Below are 20,355 nucleotides of genomic sequence, written 5' to 3'. Positions count from 1 at the left end.
CGCCACGCACACGGCTCGTTCACTTGCCTGACGCAAGTAATCGAGCGCGCTCGCCTCCACACACGCCTCACGGCGCTCAGCGCGTGCGGGAGAGCCCTGGTCAGAGAGCCGTGAACAGGTCGTCGAGCGGGGCGGGTACGCGGTCGGGGTCGAGGGCCTCGACGAGGACGCGGCCGTAGTGGATCTTGCGTCCCTTCTTCGTTCCGAGGAAGCGCCGCAACTGCTGCTGAGCCGTGCGGCCCTGCTGAGCGGGCTGGGACAGGAAGGTCTGCAGGGGGCGCAGGTCGCCCTGCTCGCGCACGAGTTCCTTCACCCGTGGCACACCCAGCGCACGGATCAGCTCGTCCTCCAGGTCCGCCGCGCAGACGAAGTACCCGTCCGGTGCCGCGCCGGCCCGCTCCCAGCCCCGGGCATAGAAAGGCCGTTCCCTCTCGTCGCACAGTCCCGTCAGACGCAGGCCCAGGCCCGACGGGCCGAGCAGGCCCGCGAAGCGGCCGACGCTCATCGCCCCGCCCATCGCCAGGACACAGAGCCCCTCGGCGGCCAGGTTCCGGCCACGGCTCGCGGCCAGCGCGTCGACCGCCGCCACGTCACTCGGCCCTTCGAGCAGCACGACGGTCCGGACGGACAGCCGTGCGGCCAGCTCGCGTGCCCGGTCGCCGGGGCCACCGGCCGCCCACGCCGTGACCGCGTCCCGGAACTCCCCCATGTCAGCCATGGGAGGAGTCTGTGCCCTCACCGGCCCCGGCGACAGCAAATTTCCGCCGGCCTCAGCGGCTCGCCTCCCCGTGGGTCACCCGGATCTTGGACTGGCCGTGCGGGAGTTCCTCCCAGTCGTCCATGAACCGGGCCCGCAGGCCGTGCCTCTCTGCCAGCCCGACGAGCGTCTCGACGCGGTAGTAGAAGTCCTCCCGCAGTACGTGGTGCTCCTCGCCCTCGGTGCGGTCGAAGGTGAAGTCGAACCAGCCGCCCGGGGCGAGCACCCGTCCGACGTGGGCCAGACACTCCTCGATCACCGGGAGCGGCGAGTGAGAGAAGACGCTGTGCGCGTGGACGACGTCGAAGTGGGCGTCCGGCAGGAACCGCAGCGTCAGGTCGCGCACCGGGGTGAGGTTCGGCAGCCGCTTCTGAAGAGACATGTCGACGATCGTGTCCTGAGCGGCGAAGAGGATGTCGGGCGAGATGTCGATGCCGTGGTAGTGCCCGGGCTCCAGGTGGCGGATGAACCGCCAGCCGCCGCGCAGGTTGCCGCAGCCGATCTCCAGCATGCGGTGCTCGGGACGCAGCCCGTGGCCGAGGAGGTAGTCGAACTGCATCGCCCCGAGCGCCAGCCAGCGCTCCCGGTTGCGGCTGCCGACGGCCGCGTCCGGGTCGCTCCGGGTGTCGGAGCGCATCACGGCGCGGTAGTAGGAGATGTGGTCCGGGTGCCGGCGGCGCAGCCACAGATCACGGGCGGCGCGGGCCACATGGCGGGGCACGCGGTCGGGGTGCCGCAGGGCGTAGCCGACGCGGTGGCCGAGGGCGGCGCGGTTGGCGGTGAGGTTCTTGGCGGGCATCGTGAGGCCTTTCGCAGATCGTCGCTCTGCTGCCAGCCTGGGTGCGGGGGCCGGCCCTCCGGCTCGGTCAACGGGCTCCAGCTGCCGAGAGGTTCGGGCGACCCGCATGTCAGCCGATCGGTTGATGCGGTCCTGCGTCCGGCACGTTAGACACGGAGCATGAACCACTCCGATCCGGACGAGCGCTGGCTGGGCGCGATCGTGCACGGCGCGTTCTTCCTGCTCCTCGGCTCGTCGTTCGCCCGCTTCCTGACCCGCGACCAGGGCGGAGCACGCACCGGCTGGGTGGTGGCGCTGTTCGCCTTCTTCTGTGTGCTGTACGTCCTCGGGCACCTGGTGGCCCCGCCGCCCCGCCCGGGACTGCCGCCCACCCGGCGTCATCTGGTCTGGCTGGGCTCGGTCACCGCTGTCTGGGTCGTCCTGCTGGTTCTCGCGCCGAGTGCCACCTGGTGTGTGATGCCCCTGTTGTTCGCCGGACTGCACGCGTTGCCGCCGAGGATCGCGGTGCCCGCGGCGGCCGTGCTCACCGCGCTGGTCGTGGTCTCGGAGATACGGGTGGCCGACGGGCCGCTCAACCCGAACATGGTCGTGGCCCCGCCGGCCGTCGCCGCGGTCGCCACGGCCGTACTGGTGCATCTGCAACGGCAGGGGGCCCGGCAGCGCGTTCTGATCGAGGACCTGGTGCGCACCCGGCACGAACTCGCCGCCACCGAACGGCGGGCCGGTGTCCTGGCGGAGCGCCAGCGGCTGTCCGCGGAGATCCACGACACCCTCGCGCAGGGGCTGTCCAGTCAGCGGATGCTGCTCCAGGCCGCGGAGCTGGTGTGGGGCTCGGACCGGGACGCGGCCCGTGACCATGTCCGGGCGGCGGCGGAGATCACCTCGCACAGCCTCGCCGAGGCCCGCCGCTTCGTGCACGACCTGGCTCCCGCGGACCTCGCGGAGCGTTCCCTCGCCGAGGCCCTCGGCGCCCTCGCCCGGCGCGAGAGCGGCCCCGGGCTGACCGTGGAGTTCCGGCTCGAGGGGGATCCGGGTCCGCTGCCGGAGCGGGTGGCGGCGGCGCTGTTGCGGATCGCCCAGGGCGCGCTGGCCAATGTACGGGAGCACGCGGCGGCGACCCGGGCCGCGCTCACGCTCACGTGGCTGGACGATCAGGTCTCTCTGGATGTCGCGGACAACGGGCGGGGGTTCGAGCGCACCGAGGCCCCGGGGTCCGGGTCGTCGACGCGGGGACACGGGCTTCCCGCCATGCGGATCCGGGCCCGCCAGGCCGGTGGCGGGCTCATCGTGGAGTCCACGCCCGGAGAGGGAACCGTGGTGTCGGTCGCCGTCCCGATCGCCGTCCCGATCGTCGTCAAGGAGACCGCCCTGTGAGTACGCCGCCGTCCTCGTCCCCGGTCCGGCTCCTGCTCTGCGACGACCATGCCGTCGTACGCGCCGGACTGCGCGCCCTGCTCGCCGGCGCGGACGGCATCGACGTGGTCGGGGAGGCTGCCACCGGCGAGGAGGTGCTCGCCATGGCGGCACACCTGGGCCCCGATGTCGTACTGATGGATCTTCAACTGGACGACGGCATGGACGGGGTGACGGCGATCCGGCAGTTGACGGCGGGAGGCTCTCGGGGTCCCCGCGTGCTGGTGCTCACCATGTTCGACACGGACGCCGACATCACCCGGGCCATCGAGGCGGGCGCCACCGGTTATCTCCTCAAGGCCGAGCAGCCCGAGGAGTTGTTCACGGCGATCCACGACGCCGCGTCCGGCCGCAGCACGCTGTCCGCCCCGGTGGCCGACCGGCTGCTGACCCGGCTGCGCAGCCCGCGCCCCACCCTGTCCGCACGCGAGCAGGAGATCCTCGCGCAACTCGCCCGTGGCCTCGGCAATCGGGAGATCGCCCGAGCCCTGTTCATCAGCGAGGCGACGGTCAAGACCCATCTGGGGCGGATCTACGGCAAGTTGGGCGTCGAGACCCGGGCGGGCGCGGTGGCCGTCGCCAAGGAACGCCGGCTGCTGCCTTGACCGGCCGCGGGAACCAGGAGTATCCGATCCGCACTCTTCCGTTACGGCAGACACCCTTGACAGCATGCGTACTGTTTGGCGACGTTTGGTCCTTGCCGACACTTCGATCGGCGGGACGCGGACGCCGCGTCGTGGGGGGAATTGGGGGGAACGGTCGCCCATGCGATCCATGAGCAGTGACACGGACATAACGATCCACAGACCCGAGGAGCTCGGCACCTCGCTCCGCGAGGCCTGGCACCGGGCGATGGACGAGTCGCCCGCGTACGCCAATCCGTTCCTGGCACCGGAGTTCGCGGCCGGGATCGGCAGACACCGCCGCGGCGGCGCCCGGGTGGCGGTGCTGCACCAGCGCGGAGAGGCCGTGGGCTTCCTCCCGTACGAACGGGGTTCCTTCGGCGTCGGCCGGGCCATCGGACTCGGACTCTCCGACTGCCAGGGCCTCGTGCACCGCCCCGGGGTCACCTGGGACGCCCGGGCGCTGCTGAAGGCGTGCCGGCTCTCGGTGTTCGAGTTCGACCACCTCGTCGAGGAGCAGAGTCCCTTCGCCCCCTACGTCACCGGGACGTTCGCCTCCCCGGTGATCGATCTGAAGGTCGGCAGCGACAGTTACCCGGAGTGGCTGCGCGGCGCGTACCCGGGGCTCGCCAAGACCACCCTCAAGAAGGAGCGCCGGCTCACGCGCAACCTGGGTGAGATGCGGTTCGTGTTCGACGAGCGCGACCCGAGGGCGCTGCGCACGCTGATGCAGTGGAAGTCCGCCCAGTACCGCCGGACGGGCCGGATGGACCGGTTCGCGCGGCCGTGGATCGTGAACCTGGTGAAAGACCTCTTCCATGTCCGCGAGGAGCACTTCACCGGGCTCCTCTCGGTGGTGTACGCCGGTGACCGGCCGGTGGCCGCGCACTTCGGGCCGACCTCGCGCACGGTGTTCGCCCCCTGGTTCACCGCGTACGACCCCGAGCTGCGGTACTACTCCCCCGGTCTGATCATGCATCTGCGGATGGCCGAGGCGGCGGGCCGGCGCGGGGCGCGGCTCATGGACATGGGGCGCGGCGACAAGGAGTGGAAGGACTGGCTCAAGACCCGTGAGCTGCGGGTGGCGGAAGGATTCGCCACCCGTCCCCATCCGGTCGCGACGGCACACCGTCTGTGGCGCCGGCCCGTGCGGGGTCTGCGCAACACGGTCAACGCCCACCCGGCCCTGCGCGAGCCCGCCGACCGTCTCCTGAAGACCGTCGGCACCCTGCGCACCTCCGGGCACCGCTCGGACTCCGACAGCGCGGGACCGCTGGCGAGCTGAACAGCCCGCACACCTCCGGTTTCCGCGGGAGGTGGCGCCGACGTGTGTTCCCCTCCACGGTCCTTTCCGTGGCCCATCGACACAAGGGGTGCCGATGCCCTATGGCTCGCGGCTGGCCGCGACGATGACCCGGCGACTGGGACGCGAGTGCGTCTACACGCCCTCGGCCCGGCTGGCCCTGTACCTGGCGCTCCGGCGGTGGTGCCGGCCGGGGGCGCGGGTGCTGATGTCACCGGTGAACGACGACGTGATCCTGTTCGTGGTCCTCGCGGCCGGGCTGCGCCCCGTGCAGGCCCCGGTGTCCGTGTGGGACGGCAACATCGACCCGGCCGCCGTACCGGAGTCGACCTGGCGCAACGTGGACGCGGTCCTGACCACCAACCTGTACGGCGTGCCCGACCGGGTCCTCGAACTGCGGCGCCGCTGCGAACAGTTGGGGATCCCGCTGTTCGAGGACGCGGCGCACGCGATCGGCAGCCATGTGGCCGGACAGCCGGTCGGGACCTTCGGCAGGGCGGCGGCGTTCAGCCTGTCCAAGCACGTGGCCGGGATGGCGGGCGGTTTCCTCGCCGTCGAGGACGCGCGCACGCGCCGGGAACTGGAGCTGCTGCGGGACGATCTCCTGACCCCCGGCAAACTGCGCGAGGACCTGGCCACGACCCTGCGCCCGCTGGCCCGGTCCGCCGTCCGCTCGCTCCATCTGGTGCGCCCGGTGTGGCGGACGATGGAGCGTCTGGGGCTGATGGAGCGCGAGGCGTTCCGGATGGACCTGCACGCGCCACGTCTCACCGCCTCCGCGCGGGAGGCGCCGAGCCTGACCGCCTACGAGCGGTGGGTCCGTGTCGATCTGCACGGCTACCGTTCCCGGCACGGCTCGCTGGTCCGCGGCCAGCTGAAGCTGCGGATGGCCCGGCTCGACGAGGACCTGGCCCGGCGCAGGGCCGGGGTCGCCCTGCTGGCGGGCACACCGTGGGCCTCACCGGCACTGCGCGACCGGACTGCGCACGACGGGCCCCTCCCGCTCTTCCGGGTGCCGCTCCTGGTCCACGACCGTGACTCGCTCGTCCAGCGGCTGGTGCGGCACGACGTGGTCTGCGGTTACATCTACGACCCGCCGCTGGACGACTACGCGGGCGCGGAGTTCGTCGAGCCCTCCCCCGATCCGGCGCCCGCCCGCTGGTTCACCGCGCACACGCTCCCGGCCGATCCGCTGCTGGCCCGCAGGATCGTCGGCGCGTTCACGAAGGAACGGGTGGCCGACGCGCACCCCTCGCTGCTGCGGCCGGTTCCGGACGTCACACCGCCCCGGTTGCTGGGGCAGTGAGCTGTGACACCCCGGCGATCGATCAAAACATCAGGGGGTTAGCATATGAGCGCCGCCTAGCTCGAAAGAGAATTCTGTGACTGTCAAGGACGACTCGTTCACCGACTGGAAGAACCGCGAGGAGATCGCGGAATCGATGATCCCGATGATCGGGAGGCTGCACAGGGAGCGGGACGTAACGGTTCTGCTGCACAGCCGTTCCCTGGTGAACAAGTCGGTGGTCAGCATCCTCAAGACCCACCGGTTCGCCCGGCAGATCGCCGGTGAGGAGCTCTCCGTCACCGACACCCTGCCCTTCGTCCAGGCGCTCACGACGCTGGACCTCGGTCCCTCGCAGATCGACATCGGCCGGCTCGCCGAGATCTACCAGGCCGACGACCGCGGGCTGTCGGTGGCCGAGTTCACCGCCGAGGCCGTGGCCGGCGCGACGGGCGGCAACAAGATCGACCGCCGTGAGCCGCGGGACGTCGTCCTCTACGGCTTCGGCCGCATCGGCCGCCTGGTGGCCCGGCTGCTGATCGAGAAGGCTGGTTCCGGCAACGGCCTCAGGCTGCGCGCGATCGTGGTCCGCGGGGGCGGCGACCAGGACATCATCAAGCGTGCCTCGCTGCTGCGCCGGGACTCCATCCACGGCCAGTTCCAGGGCACGATCACCGTCGACGAGGCCGAGAGCGCGATCATCGCCAACGGCAACACCATCAAGGTGATCTACGCGAACGACCCCTCCGAGGTCGACTACACGGCGTACGGCATCAACAACGCCATCCTCATCGACAACACCGGCAAGTGGCGCGACCGCGAGGGCCTCTCCCAGCATCTGCGCCCCGGCATCGACAAGGTCGTCCTGACCGCGCCGGGCAAGGGTGACGTCCCCAACATCGTGCACGGGGTCAACCACGACACGATCAAGCCGGACGAGCAGATCCTGTCCTGCGCGTCCTGCACCACCAACGCGATCGTGCCGCCGCTGAAGGCGATGGCCGACGAGTACGGCGTGCTGCGCGGCCATGTGGAGACGGTCCACTCGTTCACCAACGACCAGAACCTGCTGGACAATTACCACAAGGCCGACCGCCGGGGCCGTTCGGCGCCGCTCAACATGGTCATCACGGAGACGGGCGCCGCTTCCGCCGTCGCCAAGGCGCTGCCCGACCTCAAGGCGCCGATCACCGGCAGCTCGATCCGGGTCCCGGTGCCGGACGTCTCCATCGCGATCCTGAGCCTGCGCCTGGGCCGTGAGACCACCCGCGAGGAGGTTCTCGACCACCTCCGGGACGTCTCTCTGACCTCCCCGCTCAAGCGCCAGATCGACTTCACCACGGCCCCCGACGCGGTCTCCAGCGACTTCATCGGCTCGCGCCACTCCTCGATCGTCGACGCCGGTGCCACCAAGGTCGACGGCGACAACGCGATCCTCTACCTCTGGTACGACAACGAGTTCGGCTACTCCTGCCAGGTGGTCCGGGTCGTGCAGCACGTGACCGGCGTGGAGTACCCGACCTACCCGGCGCCCGCGGTCTGATCCGGCCGTTCGGAAGGGCCGGGTCGGTCAGCGCTGTCGTTCCCGGTACAGGTCGCGCAGCAGGGCGATCTCGGCGCCGTGGTGCAGGACTTCCTGGTTGACCCACCACACGACGTCCAGAAACGGTTCCTCGGCGTCGCTGCCGTGCGGGTAGGTGCACCGGCCGACGGTGTCGAGGTCGGTGTCGGCGGTGTCGATCAGCGCCGTGCGCCAGGCGCCGACGGCCGTCTCGAAGGCGGCGATCGCCTCGGCGGCGGTGCCGCTGACGCGGTAGTCGTCGCGGGTGAGGGTGTGGGTGCCCGCCGTGTGGTCGGCGCGCAGGAAGAGCATGTCGCTGAGGTGGCTCAGGCGCCATGCGAGGGTCGTGAACGGCGGCGGAACGGGGTGCGGGTGGGGCGCGGCGTCCCGGCCCCAGTCGCCGGTCCCGGACAGGAAGGCCGCCCGGGCCCCGGGTCCGTCCGTACGCCGACGGACCGACCAGCAGTCCGGCACCGGCTCCCAGAGGTACTCGTCGTCGGTCAGCGCCCCGACCGGGGTCCGCGAGCCGTCGCCGCTGTCCATGACCGGCCCGGTGAGCCGGCCGGCCAGGCGTTCGCAGGACCAGTCGAACTGGTCCAGCAGCGGGGCGAGGCGAGGTCCTGCGGTCATCCGTGCTCCCCTCGATGGTCCGGTCCGCCAGGCTGGCACAGCGAGGGGAATGCCGCTCCTCCTTTTTCCGGCGCGCCTAGTGCCCCCGGAACGCCTCCTCCAGCCACCACGCCCCACGGTCCCGAACCACCTTGGCGTCGATCAGGAGCGGGGCGGACCGGGGCCCGGTGACCCAGTACTCCACGGCCTTCACATCCGTCCGCGTGTGCACGGTCACCGCCTCGAAGCCGTAACCACGGGCCACGGCCGCGATGTCGGTCGGCGGGAACTCGACCGTGTCGAGCGGGTGTCCGTCGGGGCCGAAGTGGTGCACCTCCGCTCCGTAGGCGTCGTCGTTGTACACGACGACGACCATGGGGAGCCCGAGCCGCCGTACGGTGTCCAGGTCGGCGGCGCCCATCAGCGCGCCGCCGTCGCCGAGCGCGGCCACCGGCAGCCGGTCCGGGCGGGCCAGGGCCGCGCCGATCGCCGTGGCGAGACCGAGGCCGATCGACTGGTAGGCCTGCGTGAAGCAGAAGCCGTCCTGGTCGGGCACCGACAGGAACATGCTCGGATGGCCCATGAAGTTGCCGGAGTCGACGCCGATCACCCGCTCCGCAGGGAGGATGTCGTCGAGCGCGATGCTGAGCGTACGGGGGTCGATCCGGTCACGGGTGCTCGTGTCTTCGTACGGCACGTCACGCCAGCGCACCCGCGTGGCCACGGCCTCGGCGATGCCCGGGGTTCGCAGGCCCTGCCGTTTCCCGCCGTGGGCCGCCAGGACGTGCCGCGCGGTGAGTTCGACATCGCCGGTGACCCCGAGATGCAGCTTCCGGTGCGCGCCGAGTGCCGAGGGGTCGTCGTCGACCTGCACCACGGTCGTGTCCGCACCGATGAGGGCGCCGTGCCGCATGGTCCACATGTTCAGTGCGCATCCCCAGCCGACGATCACGTCGGCCCCGCCGATGAGTTCGGCCGCCAGGGGCGAGGCGAAACCGCCGGACACGTCGAGCGACCAGGGGTTGTCGTGGAACAGCCCACGCGCCACGGCCGAGGTCGCCAGCAGTGCGCCGCAGCGGTCGGCGAGGGCTTCGAGGGCGTCCCGGGCCCCGGGTGAGCGCGCACCACGCCCGGCCACGAAGACCGGCCGCCGGGCCCGCTCCAGCACCCGGGTCAGAGCCGCCACCTCGTCGGCGGACGGCTCGACCGCCGTTCGCCGCGGTGGCGGTGCGGCCTGGGCGAGGGCATCGTCGGGGACGTCCGCCGCCTGCACGTCCAGGGGGAGGTTGAGGAGCACCGTGCGTCGTTCGTGCAGGGCCCGTCGCACCGCCGCGCACGCCTGTCCTACGGCGTCCTCGGGCGACGCGACCCGCATCGGGACCGCGCCCACCGCCGTTCCCAACGCCTCCTGGTCGACATAGAAGTTGGAGGTCGGCCGGGTCACCTCGGCAGCCACCACGACGAGCGGTGTGCGGCTCTTGGCCGCCTCGGCGATCCCCGTCATCGCGTTGGTGAGTCCAGGCCCCTGGTGGACGCTCACCGCGGCCACCGTGCCGCTCACGCGCGCGTACGCGTCGGCCATCGTCGCCGCGCCGCCCTCGTGGCGGGCGGCGACGAAGTGGGCGCCGGCCGCGACCATGGCGTTGGTCAGATGGAAGTTGCCGGACCCCACGACGCCGAAGACCTGCTCGACCCCGGCCGTGTACAGGGCCCGTCCGACGGCCTCCGCGACCTTCATGACCGCTCCACGAGTGCCAGCACGCGCGCGGGCGCGCCGGAGCCCGCGACGATGGGCAGGGGTCCCGCGACGACGACGCTGCCGGTCGCGGGCAGCGCGGCCAGGTTCTGGAGCTGGGTGAGGCCGTACTTGCCGCTCCCCATCAGATGGGAGTGGCAGGGGAAGGCCGGGTCGAAGGAGTGCCCGCGCCCGGCGTCCGTGCCGACCGTCTCCACGCCGAGGCCGATCACGGGCGACTCCTCGGCCACCCAGCGGGCGCACTCCGGGGACAGGCCGGGCGTGTGCGGACCGTTCTCGTCGGCGTTCAGGAAGGCCTCCTGGGAGTGTGAGCGGGCGTCCCAGCCGGTGCGCAACAGCAGCCAACCGCCGTCAGGCAGCGGCCCGTTGTGCTCCTCCCAGGCCTTGACGTGGTCCACCTCCACGAGGAAGTCCGGGTCCTTGGCCGCCTCGGCGGTGAAGTCCAGTACGGCGGCGGGGGCGATCAGCCGCTGCGCCGGGACGGACGCCACGTCGGCGAGATCCCTTCCGGTCACCCAGTGGTTCGGGGCGTCGAAGTGGGTGCCGGTGTGCTCGCCGCTGCGGAAGTTGTTCCAGTACCAGGCCGGACCGCGGTCGTCGTAGCGGCTGATCTCCTCCAGCTCGAAGACGGCCGTCTGGCCGAACTGCGGCGGAAGTTGGATCACGGGTGTGGACGACGACAACGGCGAGGTGAGATCGACGACTTCGATCGAACCCGACCGCAGGGCGGACACCAGGGCGGCGAGAAGGGACGGCTGCTCGTGCATGAGGGCCTCCTGAAACACTCCGAGGCCGACAGCATGTCACCGACCGTCCGGTCGAGGCCCGGCTTCGCGCACCGTGTCCGGCAATCCCACCCGGGCGCCCCGCCGGAGACCACGACGGGCCCAGGATCGTCCGATCCGGGGCCCGGCAGCAGGTGTTCGGTCAGTTGACGCCGACGTGGGCGTTGACGCTCGCCGCGACACCCTCGGTCGAGACGAGGGCGTCGAGGTCGGCGCAGACCTCGAGGTGCGCCACCTGGAGGTGCAGACCGGCGGTGGTCGCGGCGGCGACACCACCGGAGACGTTGTCCAGGTCGGCATCGTTGAGCTCGGCCGCTACGAGGTGGGGGGCGACGTTCATGGCGCGCGGTTCCTTTCGCATGAGCAATCCTCGAGGAGGAGGGACACCGGATGGAAGCACGCCGGACATGAACACGGCCAGTCAGCCGGACACCCTCCACAGGACGTTCCCGTTCCCGGCTTCGCCGATCGCAACATGGTCACCCCATCCGTCGATTCCTTCACAGAATTTGCTGCCGCAGCGACCGACCCTCCATCGCTGTGCCGTTCCGAAGGCGGGCGCTCCACCACCAAAGAGCGGTGCGGAAAACGTTTTATGCGCAGCCGGGGTAGACTTGCGTCGCCCATGTGGAACAGCGAGGGGGTGGACGCCATTTCGGTTCGCCCCGCCCGTATCCAGGACGTCGCGGCCGCCGCCGGGGTCTCGGTCTCCACCGTGTCGAACGTCCTGAACCGGCCCGAGCGGGTCAACGCGCGCACCGCCGAGCGGGTCCGCGACGCGGTCGCCGCCCTCGACTATGTGCCCCATCCGGGAGCCGCCGGACTGCGTACCGGGCATTCCTCGTCGATCGGCCTGGTACTTCCGGACGTGGCCAACTCCTTCTACTCGCGCATCGCGCGCGGCGCCGCGGACGCGGCGTACGAACACGGCTACTCCCTCGTCCTGTGCGACAGCGGGGACGCGCCGGAGCGGGAGCAGGGCTACTTCACGATGCTCGTCGAACAGCGGGCGGTCGGCGCGGTGGTGGTGCCGCTCAGCGCCGACCCCACCCGGCTGTCGCGGCTGCGCGAGCGCGGTATCCCGCTGGTGCTTGCGGACCGCGCGATGCCCGCACAGGAGGGCTGTTCGGTTTCCGTCGACGACATCGCCGGCGGTCGCATCGCCGTGCAGCACCTCCTGGACCGCGGGGCGCGCGACGTCCTCGTCGTGAACGGCGAGCGCACGATCCGTCAGTGCGCCGACCGCTACCAGGGCGCCAGGCAGGCCGTGCGCACCCGGCGCGAGGCCCGCCTCGGCCAGGTCGTCGCCGAGGAGATGACGGTGGCGTACGGCAGCGAAATAGCCCACAGTCTCGACGAGCTGCCCGACGGGGTGTTCTGCACCAACGACTTCCTCGCGGCGGGTCTGTGCCGGGCGCTCGGCGAGCGCGGCGTGAAGATCCCCGAGGACGTCCAGGTGGTCGGCTACGGCGACCTGGACATCGCCAGCTTCGTGGGCACGACCCTGACCACGGTCCGCCAGCCGGTCGAGGAACTCGGCCGGGCGGCCGTGGAGATGCTCCTGGACGAGGTGGAGGCCCGCGCGGAGCACGCCCACGAGGCACGGGTGTTCGCGCCGGGGCTGGTCCTGCGGGACTCCACCCGGGCTTCCTCAGACGCGCCTTTCTAGCGTCACCGGCCCCAGCAGGCCCGAGGGGAGCTGGGAGGGGAAGGCCCACGCGGTCGGCGTGGCTTCGGCGAGATACGGTGCCAGGGTGTTGTGGACGGTCACCTCCAGGCGGACGGTACGCCCGGCGGTCCCGCGCAGTTCGAAGCGGTACGGCGCGCAGAACGCCTCGCCGACGAGCTCACCGTCGGCGCACACGGCGACACTGCCGCGCACCCTCCCCAGATCCAGCACCGGGTCCGGTCCGGCCGGCACCTCCAGCGTCCGCGCGTAGGTCACGCCTCCGCTCCATCCGCCCAGTCCCAGCTCGCCCCACTCCCCCAGCGGCATGGGTGCCGGCACCGTGCGCGCCCGCGCCGGCCCCCGCCAGGCGGAGCCACCGCGCAGAACGGCCGTCGGGGCGGTGACCACCTCGAACTCGGTCACCACGTCGAGTGGTTGATCCAACGTCAGTTCCTGGCCGTCGAAGGCCAGTTCAGGGCCGCCGTCGCTGATCCTCACCCGTGCGGGAAGCTTCAGTGGCAGGTCGAGCGACACGGTCCCCGCCGGGACAACGAACCGGAAGCGCTGCTCGGCCTCCCGGAGGTCGTCGGTGGACCGCAGCGGGAGTACGGCGGACCCGAGCACCGGAGCACCGGCGAGCCACTCGGCGTCGGGCAGCGGGTGCGGTCGTACCGCCGCGCCGCAGTGCTGCAACTCCCCCCACCGGCCCACGTGTTCGATGGTCGGCCCGCTCCACTCCCCCGTCCCGGCCGCCCAACCCGGTCCGCTGACCAGGGCGGTCGTGTCCGCCACGAGGTCGACGTAGACACCGTCCCGCGCGTCGACGCTGTCGGCCACGACGTCGAGGACGTGATCGCCGCCGCTCAGCGTCAGTTCGTGCCGGAAGAACATCGGCACCGCGCCCCAGTCGGACTCGTAGTACTCCGCCTTCTCCTGCCGTGCCACGACGGCTCCGTCGAGCAGGACGGTCACGCCCACCGCGGCACCCACGACGAGGACCGCGTCCGCACCCCGCCCCGGGAGGCTGATCCGGCCGCGGTAGGTCACGCTGCCGTCCGGTCGTACGCCGTCGGGCAGGCGCATGAACAGCGGGCGGGGCGCGAACCCGTCCGGGCGGGACAGACAGAAGTAGCTGCTCAGCGGGGTGTCGGCGGCGCCCGAGATGATCTGCGGCCGGTCCTGGGCGTCGGACAGCTCGTACTCGAGCACATTGCGGGCCCGTTCGACCTCCACCCGGGCCGACGCCAGATAGCCGCCGCCCGTCTCCAGCAGGCTGCCGTTCCACCACACGCGTTTGACCGCCGCCGCTCCGACATGCAGATCGGCGGATCCCCGGTGGTCGGTCTCCACGACGGCCCTGACCCGGGCGACGGTGCCGTTCACGGGTACCGGCACCCGCACGAACTCCTCCGGCACGAGCCCTTTGTTGCCGAGCAGACCGTACGGGTCCGGGATGCCGCGACTCGACGAGTACAGCGAGACGGCCCAGTCCGCGGGCGCCAACTTCCGCTCTTGTTGCAGGACTTGCTCGACGGCGGCACGGTCCAGAGGAGCCGGAGCCTGTGCGGCGGGCACGGGCGCCAGGACGCGGACCCGGTTGCCGTACGTCACCCGCGACTGCTCCCATGAGTCTTCGGTCTCGGTCCACCGCATGGTCCAGATCTGCGGTTCGGCGACGGAGGCTCCGGCGGGCAGGGCAAGGTCGCCCCAGGTGTTGTCCATGGTGGGAGCAAGGCGGCCCTCCCAGCCGGTCGACAGGTCGGTCGTCTCCGGCGGCTCCATGGGCGAGGGGTGCACAGCGCCCGCCGGAGGACCTTCGCGCCATACGACGAGGGCGGCGGGAGCGCCCTCAAGGGGTACCTCGATGGTCGAGACGCCGTCGGCGAGGGTGACGCGTCCCGGGCGGCGGGTGCCGGTCGCCGGGTTCCAGATCTCGGCCTCGGCGACCTGGGCCCGCACGGTGACCGAGGAGGTGCGGGCGTAGCGCGCGGGGTCGATCTCGTGGTGGCCCTTCGGCGGATGCGTACGGGCGTCGGGAAACGCCCCCGTGACCAGCGCGACCGCCGCGTCGCCCTTGCGCCTGACGAGCAGCGGCACCTCGCCCGTCGCGTATCCGGCGGCTTCGGCGACCGCGGTCGCGCCGGCCTCGGCGTCGGCCACCCGCTCCAGACGGGGATGATCCAGAAGTGCGGCCACGACGGAGTCGTCACCGGCGAGCCCGGCCGCCTGTGTCGGCGGGCGGCCGACGACCACGACCCGTCCGCCGGCGTCGAGGAGGTCGGTCAGTCGGCGGGCCGTCTCGTGCTCCAGGACGCCCGCCGAAGGCAGAAGGATCGCGCTGTACGCCAGGTCCCTGATGCGCAGGGACCCGTCGCCCGCCTTGGCCCCCTGGACGGAGGCGTCGTCGATGACGTCGAAGGAGACGCGGTGGCGGTCGAGGGCGCCGACGGAGGGCCTGAGCCAGTTGTTGGTGCCGCACAGCTCCAGGTAGTGGCGCTGCGTCTCGTCGACGTCGGCATGGGTGCCGCCCAGGCGGCCGTCGCCGAAGTGCTGGACGGGGGCGTCGAGGGGGATGAGGGCCTGCATGGTGGCGGTCGGATGCAGGACCGCCACGTCGGCGCTGTAGGTGCCCCAGGACAGGATCGAGCAGATCCGGGCGACGGCCCGGGAGAAGGCGGGGTACTGCCGCCAGTAGGGCTGGCGCCAGTCGGTGGACGGCGGCGCCCACTCGAACCAGCCGCCCGCGGTGCCGAAGTAGCTGGCGTGCGGGTTGTACAGGTTGGCGCCGCTGCGCAGGAACGGCAGCAGCCAGTCGTAGGTCTCCTCCAGGGTGCCGCCCCAGCCGGAGGAGTGGAACGACTCGATCCAGACGCGCTCGTGGCCGTAGAGGTGGGCCATCGAGGAGTGGATCTTGGCGTCGCCGTGATGGTCGCTGCCGGCGGCGCTGTACCAGCGGTGGGTGCGGAAGTAGTCCGTGTAGAGCTGCGTCGACTGGGCCGGGAAGCCGGAGCGGGCGGGGTGGCTCTGGTCGCAGCCCAGGAGCAGGCCGCGCTCGTCGTGCCAGGCGGCGAGGGGACGGAACAGCGCCTCTTCGGTGAGCTCGGCACGGACGGCGTAGTAGTCCGCGCGGATCTTGCGGGCCCGGGTGGTGTCGTCGCCCGTGAAGAGGGCGGGGAGGTGGTCGAGGAGGTCGTAGCCGCGTCGGGCCCGGAACTCCTCGGGGAAGCGGCCGGTCCAGGAGTTGGTGGCGGGCAGTTCGTCCTGGAAGCTGCCGGCGATGACGTTGCCCAGGTACTCGGGCACGCGCCGGTCGTACTCGCGATGGATGGCGTCGAACAGGAGAGCGACAGAGGCCGGGTTCAGGTAGTCGAAGGCGGTGGGGACGGCGAGGACCAGGCGCACCTCGGTGCCGTCGGCGACTTCGAGCCTCGGCGGTCCTTGGCGACCCGCCGGGTCGGGCTGCCCGGAGACCGGCAACCGCGCGCCTGCGCTGTCGTACGCCCCCAGCAGCGTCTCCGCGCCCTGCAGCGTGACCGTGCCGCCGGAGACGACGGCCAGGCGTGACCACAGTGCGCGGCCCGCCGCCTCGGGGTGCTCTCGGGTGATGCTTCCCTGCACGTTGGCGCCGGAGAAGCCGATCTGGTCGTAGAACCACAGGCGCATGCCCAGGTCCCCGGCGATCTCACAGGCGTCCGTGAAGCGGGCCCACCACTCCTCGCCGAACCACACCGGGTCGTCGGTGCGGGCACCGAAGGTCGGGCCGGCCGGGGCCAGGTTGATCACCACGAGGTTGTGGACGCCGCCGTCCGCGAACCGGCGCAGCTGCCAGGCCAGGCGGTCACGGGTGACCTTCGCGCCCGACCACCACCACAGCGGGGTGGGGCCGAAGTCCCGGGGCGGGTTGTCGAACAACTGTTGCAGGGCTGGAGAGATCACGGATAGGTCCTTCCGACGACGGCCCGGACACTCTCACGGATCAAAAACGTTTTACATCAGCCTCACCGTAGGACACCTCCGCGGCGCCCACCAGAGCTGCGGGGCCGTCAGGTCGTCTCCACGGATGGCCGCATGACGTCTTGTTGGAACGTTTTTACCCTCTTATAGTCGCTGGACATCGGCCGAGAACAGCGACGTCCCCCTCCGCTCGGAACCCCTCTCCCCAGACGGAGCCGCATCATGGCCCGAACCTCGCCTGCCCCGAACCAGCCGGAACCCCCCATCGAGAAGCGCCTGTGGAAGGTCGCGACCCTCTCCGGCATGGCGTCCTACCTCGACGCCGCACTCATCGTCAGCATCGGCGTCAACCTGGCCATCTACCGCGACGCCTACGACATGGGTGTCTGGATGGCCGGTGCGATCAGCGCGATCGTCACCATCTGCATCGCCGTCGGCTCCCTGGTCGGCGGACGGCTCGCCGACGTGTTCGGCCGACGCCGCCTCTACAACCTGGACATCCTCTGCTACGCCCTCGGGGCGATCATCATCACCCTCGCGCCCGACGACATCACCCTTGTGGTGGGTGTCCTCCTCGCCGGTCTCGCGGCCGGCGCCGACCTGCCGACCTCCCTGGCCGTGGTCTCGGACGCGTCCCCCGACCACGCCCGCGGCAGGCTCATCGCGTTCACGCAGGTCATGTGGATGCTGGGCATCATCGTGGTGGTCTTCGTCGGCTTCGCCCTGTCGGACACGGGCATGCTCGGCGCACGGCTCATCACCGGCCATCTGGCGGTCGCCGCCCTGGTCACCTGGCATCTGCGCTCGCGGCTGGAGCTGGCCACCGGACCGGACCCGGCACAGGACCAGGTCCCGATGGAGAAGCCGGCCGAGCAGCAGGGTGTCGCGCTCAGGAACGTCTGGACCCGTGCCGCGCTGGTGCCCATGCTCGCGACCTTCGCCTTCTACGTCACCTGGGGCCTGGGCGCCAACACCATGGGGCAGTTCACGACGTATCTGCTGGTCACCGTCAGCGGTGCCTCGCAGAGCGTGGCCACCGGCATCAACCTGGCCTGTCTCCCGATCGGCCTGCTGCTGACGCTCGCCTTCGTCCGGATCGCCGACGGCCCGCGGCGCGACCGGTTGTTCTACGTCGCCACGGTCCTGCAGATCGCGGCCTTCGCGATCGCCTCGCTCACCGTGGGCGCCATCGTCGGCTTCCTCGTCTTCTACCTCCTCTACCAGCTGTGCTATCCCTTCGCGGGCGAGGCGAACTACAAGGTGTGGTCTCAGCTCACGCTGCCCGCGGACACCCGGGGCACCACGCAGGGGATCACCTACGCCGTCTCGCGGGGGGTGTTCGCGGGCGTCGCGTTCGTCACGCCCGCCCTGCTCGACCGGAGCCCCGGTCTGCTGCTCTGGGTGATCACCGGCTGCATGGCGCTGTCGGCGCTCGCGGGTGTGTACATCGTCCGTGTCCTCGTTCCCCGCGCGTCCCCGGCCGCCACCGCTCCGGCGGACCTCAAGGTCGCGCAGACCTGAACCGACCCCCGAAGGAGCGCCGACCATGGCGACGACCGAATCCATCACGCCGCGTGCCGGTGAGCGGGAAGCCGTGCTGGGCGAGTTGCTCCCGCCCTTGGCACGCCGCCGGCCAAGGATCGGGCTGGTCTCCGGCGGGCTCGGCACCTACTGGCCGCAGTTCCCGGGGCTGCTGCCCCAGTTGAAGGAATCGGCCGCCTATGTCGCCGACCGTCTGGGCCAGTTGGACGCGGAGGTGACGGACGCCGGGTTCGTCTCCGACGCGCAGGAGGGCGCGGCCGCCGCCGAGCAACTCCGGCGGGCCGACTGCGATCTGATCGTGCTGTTCCTGACCACGTATCTGACCTCGTCGATGGTGCTGCCGATCGCGCAGCGCACCCACACCCCGGTGCTGGTCGTCGACCTCCAGCCGTCCGAGCGGATGGACCACGCGTCCTTCGACACGGGTGACTGGCTGGCGTACTGCTCGCAGTGCTCGGTGCCGGAGGTCGGCAACGTCTTCCGCCGGGCCGGTGTCCCCTTCCGTTCGGTGTCGGGCTGGCTGCGGCAGGAGTCGGCGTGGCGGCGCGTCGAGCGGTGGGTGCGGGCCGCGCACGTCCGGGCCGCGCTCCGGCACGCCCGGCACGGACTGATGGGGCACGTGTACCCCGGGATGCTCGATGTGCAGACCGATCCGACGCTGCTGTCGGCGACGTTCGGCTCGCACGTCGAGGTGCTGGAGTTCGACGATCTGAGGCACCGGGTGGAGAAGGTGACCGAGGCGGAGACCCGGGAGCGGGTGGAGCTCGCCCGGCGGATCTTCACCGTCGACGACAGCGTGGTCGACGAGGACTTCGCGTGGGGGGCGACCGTGTCGGTGGCTCTCGACCGGCTGGTGGAGGACTTCGGCCTCGACACCCTCGCGTACTACCACCGGGGCCTCGACGGCGAGCTGCACGAGCGACTCGGCGCCGGGATGATCCTGGGCGCCTCCCTGCTCACCGCCCGCGGCGTACCCGCGGCCGGTGAGTTCGAACTGCGCACCAGCCTCGCCCAGTTGGCCTCGCAGAGTGTCGGTGCCGGGGGTTCCTTCACCGAGATCCAGGCGCTGAACTTCGAGGACGGCGTGGTGGAGATGGGCCACGACGGGCCGGCCCACCTGGCGCTCAGTGCCCGGGACCCGCTGCTGCGCGGCCTCGGTGTCTATCACGGCAAGCGCGGCTGGGGTGTCAGCGTGGAGTTCGACGTACGGCAGGGGCCGGTCACGTTGCTCGGTCTCGGTCAGGACGCCGACGGCAGCCTGTCGTTCATCACGTCCGAGGGCACGGTCGTCCCCGGTCCGCTGCTGGAGATCGGCAACACCACCAGCCGGGTCGACTTCGGCCGGGACCCCGGTGAGTGGGTCGACGCGTGGAGCGCCACGGGGGTGGGGCATCACTGGTCGCTGGCGGTGGGGCACCACGGCGCTGATTTCGGGGCGGCGGCGAGTCTGCTGGGGATCGATCACCGGGAGGTGTAGCCCGGTCAGGGAGCGTCGGCCGCCCGCACCCGGGCCAGGACGCCCCGGATCATCTCGGCGCTGATCATGAAATGCTCCCGGGCTGTCCCCTCCGCACGCTCCGGCTCGCCCGCCGCGACCGCCTCGTAGAGCGCCCTGTGCCCGTGACCGGCCTGTTCATGGTGGGAGCGCTCGCCTCTCCCCCAGGGCTCGATCGGGAAGCCCAGGCTGATCCGGGTCAGCAGGTCCCGGCTGAGCTGGGCGATCTGCGGATTGTGGGTGGCCGCGCAGATCGCCCGGTGGAACGCGCTGTCGGCGGCCTGCTCCTCACGGGGTGTGCTCGCGGAGAGGTGCGCCTCCAGCGCCTCGCGCATCGGCTCCAGGTCCTCGGGACGTCGCCGCCGGGCGGCCGTCGCGGCCACCATGCCCTCCACCAGCCCGCGCAGATCGAAGAGCTGCTCGAACTCCTCCCAGCGGGGCAGCAGCGTACGGCGGACCGCGGCGCCGGAGGACTCGGTCCAGCTGTCGCGGACGAACGCTCCGCCGTTGCGGCCCCGGCGGATCTCGATGACGCCCAACGCCAGGAGGCGTGCGACCGCCTCGCGCACGGTGGGTCGGCTGACGTGCAGCAGTGCGGTGAGCTCGCGTTCGGCGGGCAGCCGCTCGCCCGGCAGGAAGTCCCCGACGGCGATCGCGGTGAGCAGCCGGTCGGCGACCTCGTCGACCGCCGAGTTCACCCGGACCGGGCGCAGCGAGGACGACGGACTGTCGCCGAGCAGGACACGGTCGAGAACGCGAGAGAACTCGTCACCGGGTTCAGGTGCGGATGTCAGTTGTCCTCCT

General features: G+C 71.5%; 16 protein-coding genes. 8 read left to right on the top strand and 8 right to left on the bottom strand.

The genetic code is table 11. From position 1 onward, the window contains the following. Window positions 1-100 precede the first annotated feature (100 nt). Together AQJ46_RS42970 and AQJ46_RS42965 are read right to left on the bottom strand one after the other, a co-directional pair. Window positions 101-718, bottom strand: a complete 618-nt coding sequence (locus tag AQJ46_RS42970; protein ID WP_059210794.1) for a TOPRIM nucleotidyl transferase/hydrolase domain-containing protein — start codon at window positions 716-718, stop codon at window positions 101-103. A gap of 52 nt (window positions 719-770) precedes the next feature. Further along, complete coding sequence (locus AQJ46_RS42965) at window positions 771-1,556, bottom strand: class I SAM-dependent methyltransferase (protein WP_059210793.1); 786 nt, start codon at window positions 1,554-1,556, stop codon at window positions 771-773. A gap of 159 nt (window positions 1,557-1,715) precedes the next feature. Here AQJ46_RS42965 and AQJ46_RS42960 point away from each other — a divergent pair, with 159 nt between their 5' ends. From AQJ46_RS42960 to AQJ46_RS42940, 5 genes are all read left to right on the top strand, one after another. After that, entirely contained in the window at window positions 1,716-2,930 is a 1,215-nt protein-coding gene (locus tag AQJ46_RS42960) for a sensor histidine kinase (protein ID WP_059210792.1), read from the top strand. After that, window positions 2,927-3,574, top strand: coding sequence for a response regulator (locus AQJ46_RS42955; protein WP_059210791.1), 648 nt, complete (start codon window positions 2,927-2,929; stop codon window positions 3,572-3,574). Before AQJ46_RS42960 ends, AQJ46_RS42955 begins: the two co-directional genes overlap by 4 nt. A 160-nt stretch (window positions 3,575-3,734) precedes the next feature. Continuing rightward, a complete protein-coding gene (locus AQJ46_RS42950; protein WP_059210790.1) occupies window positions 3,735-4,877 on the top strand; it encodes a GNAT family N-acetyltransferase in 1,143 nt (380 codons plus the stop codon). Between the two features lie 94 nt (window positions 4,878-4,971). Beyond that, window positions 4,972-6,201 carry a DegT/DnrJ/EryC1/StrS family aminotransferase gene (locus AQJ46_RS42945; RefSeq protein WP_059210833.1) on the top strand — a complete coding sequence of 410 codons (1,230 nt, stop codon included), beginning with the start codon at window positions 4,972-4,974 and terminating at the stop codon, window positions 6,199-6,201. A 76-nt stretch (window positions 6,202-6,277) separates the two neighbouring features. Beyond that, window positions 6,278-7,723, top strand: a complete 1,446-nt coding sequence (locus tag AQJ46_RS42940) for a glyceraldehyde-3-phosphate dehydrogenase (protein ID WP_059210789.1) — start codon at window positions 6,278-6,280, stop codon at window positions 7,721-7,723. A 27-nt stretch (window positions 7,724-7,750) separates the two neighbouring features. On the opposite strand, the gene AQJ46_RS42935 is transcribed toward AQJ46_RS42940, so the two are convergent. From AQJ46_RS42935 to AQJ46_RS42920, 4 genes are all read right to left on the bottom strand, one after another. Continuing rightward, window positions 7,751-8,371 carry a DinB family protein gene (locus tag AQJ46_RS42935; RefSeq protein WP_059210788.1) on the bottom strand — a complete coding sequence of 207 codons (621 nt, stop codon included), beginning with the start codon at window positions 8,369-8,371 and terminating at the stop codon, window positions 7,751-7,753. A gap of 76 nt (window positions 8,372-8,447) precedes the next feature. Then, a complete protein-coding gene (locus tag AQJ46_RS42930) occupies window positions 8,448-10,088 on the bottom strand; it encodes a thiamine pyrophosphate-binding protein (RefSeq protein WP_059210787.1) in 1,641 nt (546 codons plus the stop codon). Continuing rightward, window positions 10,085-10,873 (bottom strand): cyclase family protein, encoded by a 789-nt coding sequence (locus AQJ46_RS42925; protein WP_059210786.1) that lies wholly within the window; start codon window positions 10,871-10,873, stop codon window positions 10,085-10,087. Before AQJ46_RS42925 ends, AQJ46_RS42930 begins: the two co-directional genes overlap by 4 nt. A 160-nt stretch (window positions 10,874-11,033) precedes the next feature. Further along, complete coding sequence (locus AQJ46_RS42920) at window positions 11,034-11,252, bottom strand: hypothetical protein (protein WP_225887551.1); 219 nt, start codon at window positions 11,250-11,252, stop codon at window positions 11,034-11,036. A gap of 282 nt (window positions 11,253-11,534) precedes the next feature. On the opposite strand from AQJ46_RS42920, the gene AQJ46_RS42915 reads away from it, so the two are divergent. Continuing rightward, entirely contained in the window at window positions 11,535-12,560 is a 1,026-nt protein-coding gene (locus AQJ46_RS42915) for a LacI family DNA-binding transcriptional regulator (RefSeq protein WP_057617812.1), read from the top strand. Here the strand turns inward: AQJ46_RS42915 and AQJ46_RS42910 are convergent. Further along, window positions 12,543-16,496, bottom strand: coding sequence for a glycosyl hydrolase (locus AQJ46_RS42910; protein ID WP_059210784.1), 3,954 nt, complete (start codon window positions 16,494-16,496; stop codon window positions 12,543-12,545). The two genes, AQJ46_RS42915 and AQJ46_RS42910, sit on opposite strands and share 18 nt — an antisense overlap. Before the next feature lie 240 nt (window positions 16,497-16,736). On the opposite strand from AQJ46_RS42910, the gene AQJ46_RS42905 reads away from it, so the two are divergent. Beyond that, on the top strand, window positions 16,737-18,035 hold the full coding sequence (locus AQJ46_RS42905) for an MFS transporter (RefSeq protein ID WP_059210783.1): 1,299 nt from the start codon (window positions 16,737-16,739) through the stop codon (window positions 18,033-18,035). 25 nt (window positions 18,036-18,060) lie between these two features. Beyond that, window positions 18,061-19,533, top strand: a complete 1,473-nt coding sequence (locus AQJ46_RS42900; protein ID WP_059210782.1) for an L-fucose/L-arabinose isomerase family protein — start codon at window positions 18,061-18,063, stop codon at window positions 19,531-19,533. Between the two features lie 5 nt (window positions 19,534-19,538). Here the strand turns inward: AQJ46_RS42900 and AQJ46_RS42895 are convergent, their stop codons facing one another. Beyond that, entirely contained in the window at window positions 19,539-20,249 is a 711-nt protein-coding gene (locus tag AQJ46_RS42895) for a FadR/GntR family transcriptional regulator (protein WP_225887550.1), read from the bottom strand. Window positions 20,250-20,355 lie beyond the last annotated feature (106 nt).

The organism is Streptomyces canus (assembly GCF_001514145.1).
GTDB lineage: Bacteria > Actinomycetota > Actinomycetes > Streptomycetales > Streptomycetaceae > Streptomyces > Streptomyces canus.
This window is presented reverse-complemented; position numbering and strand designations above follow the sequence as displayed.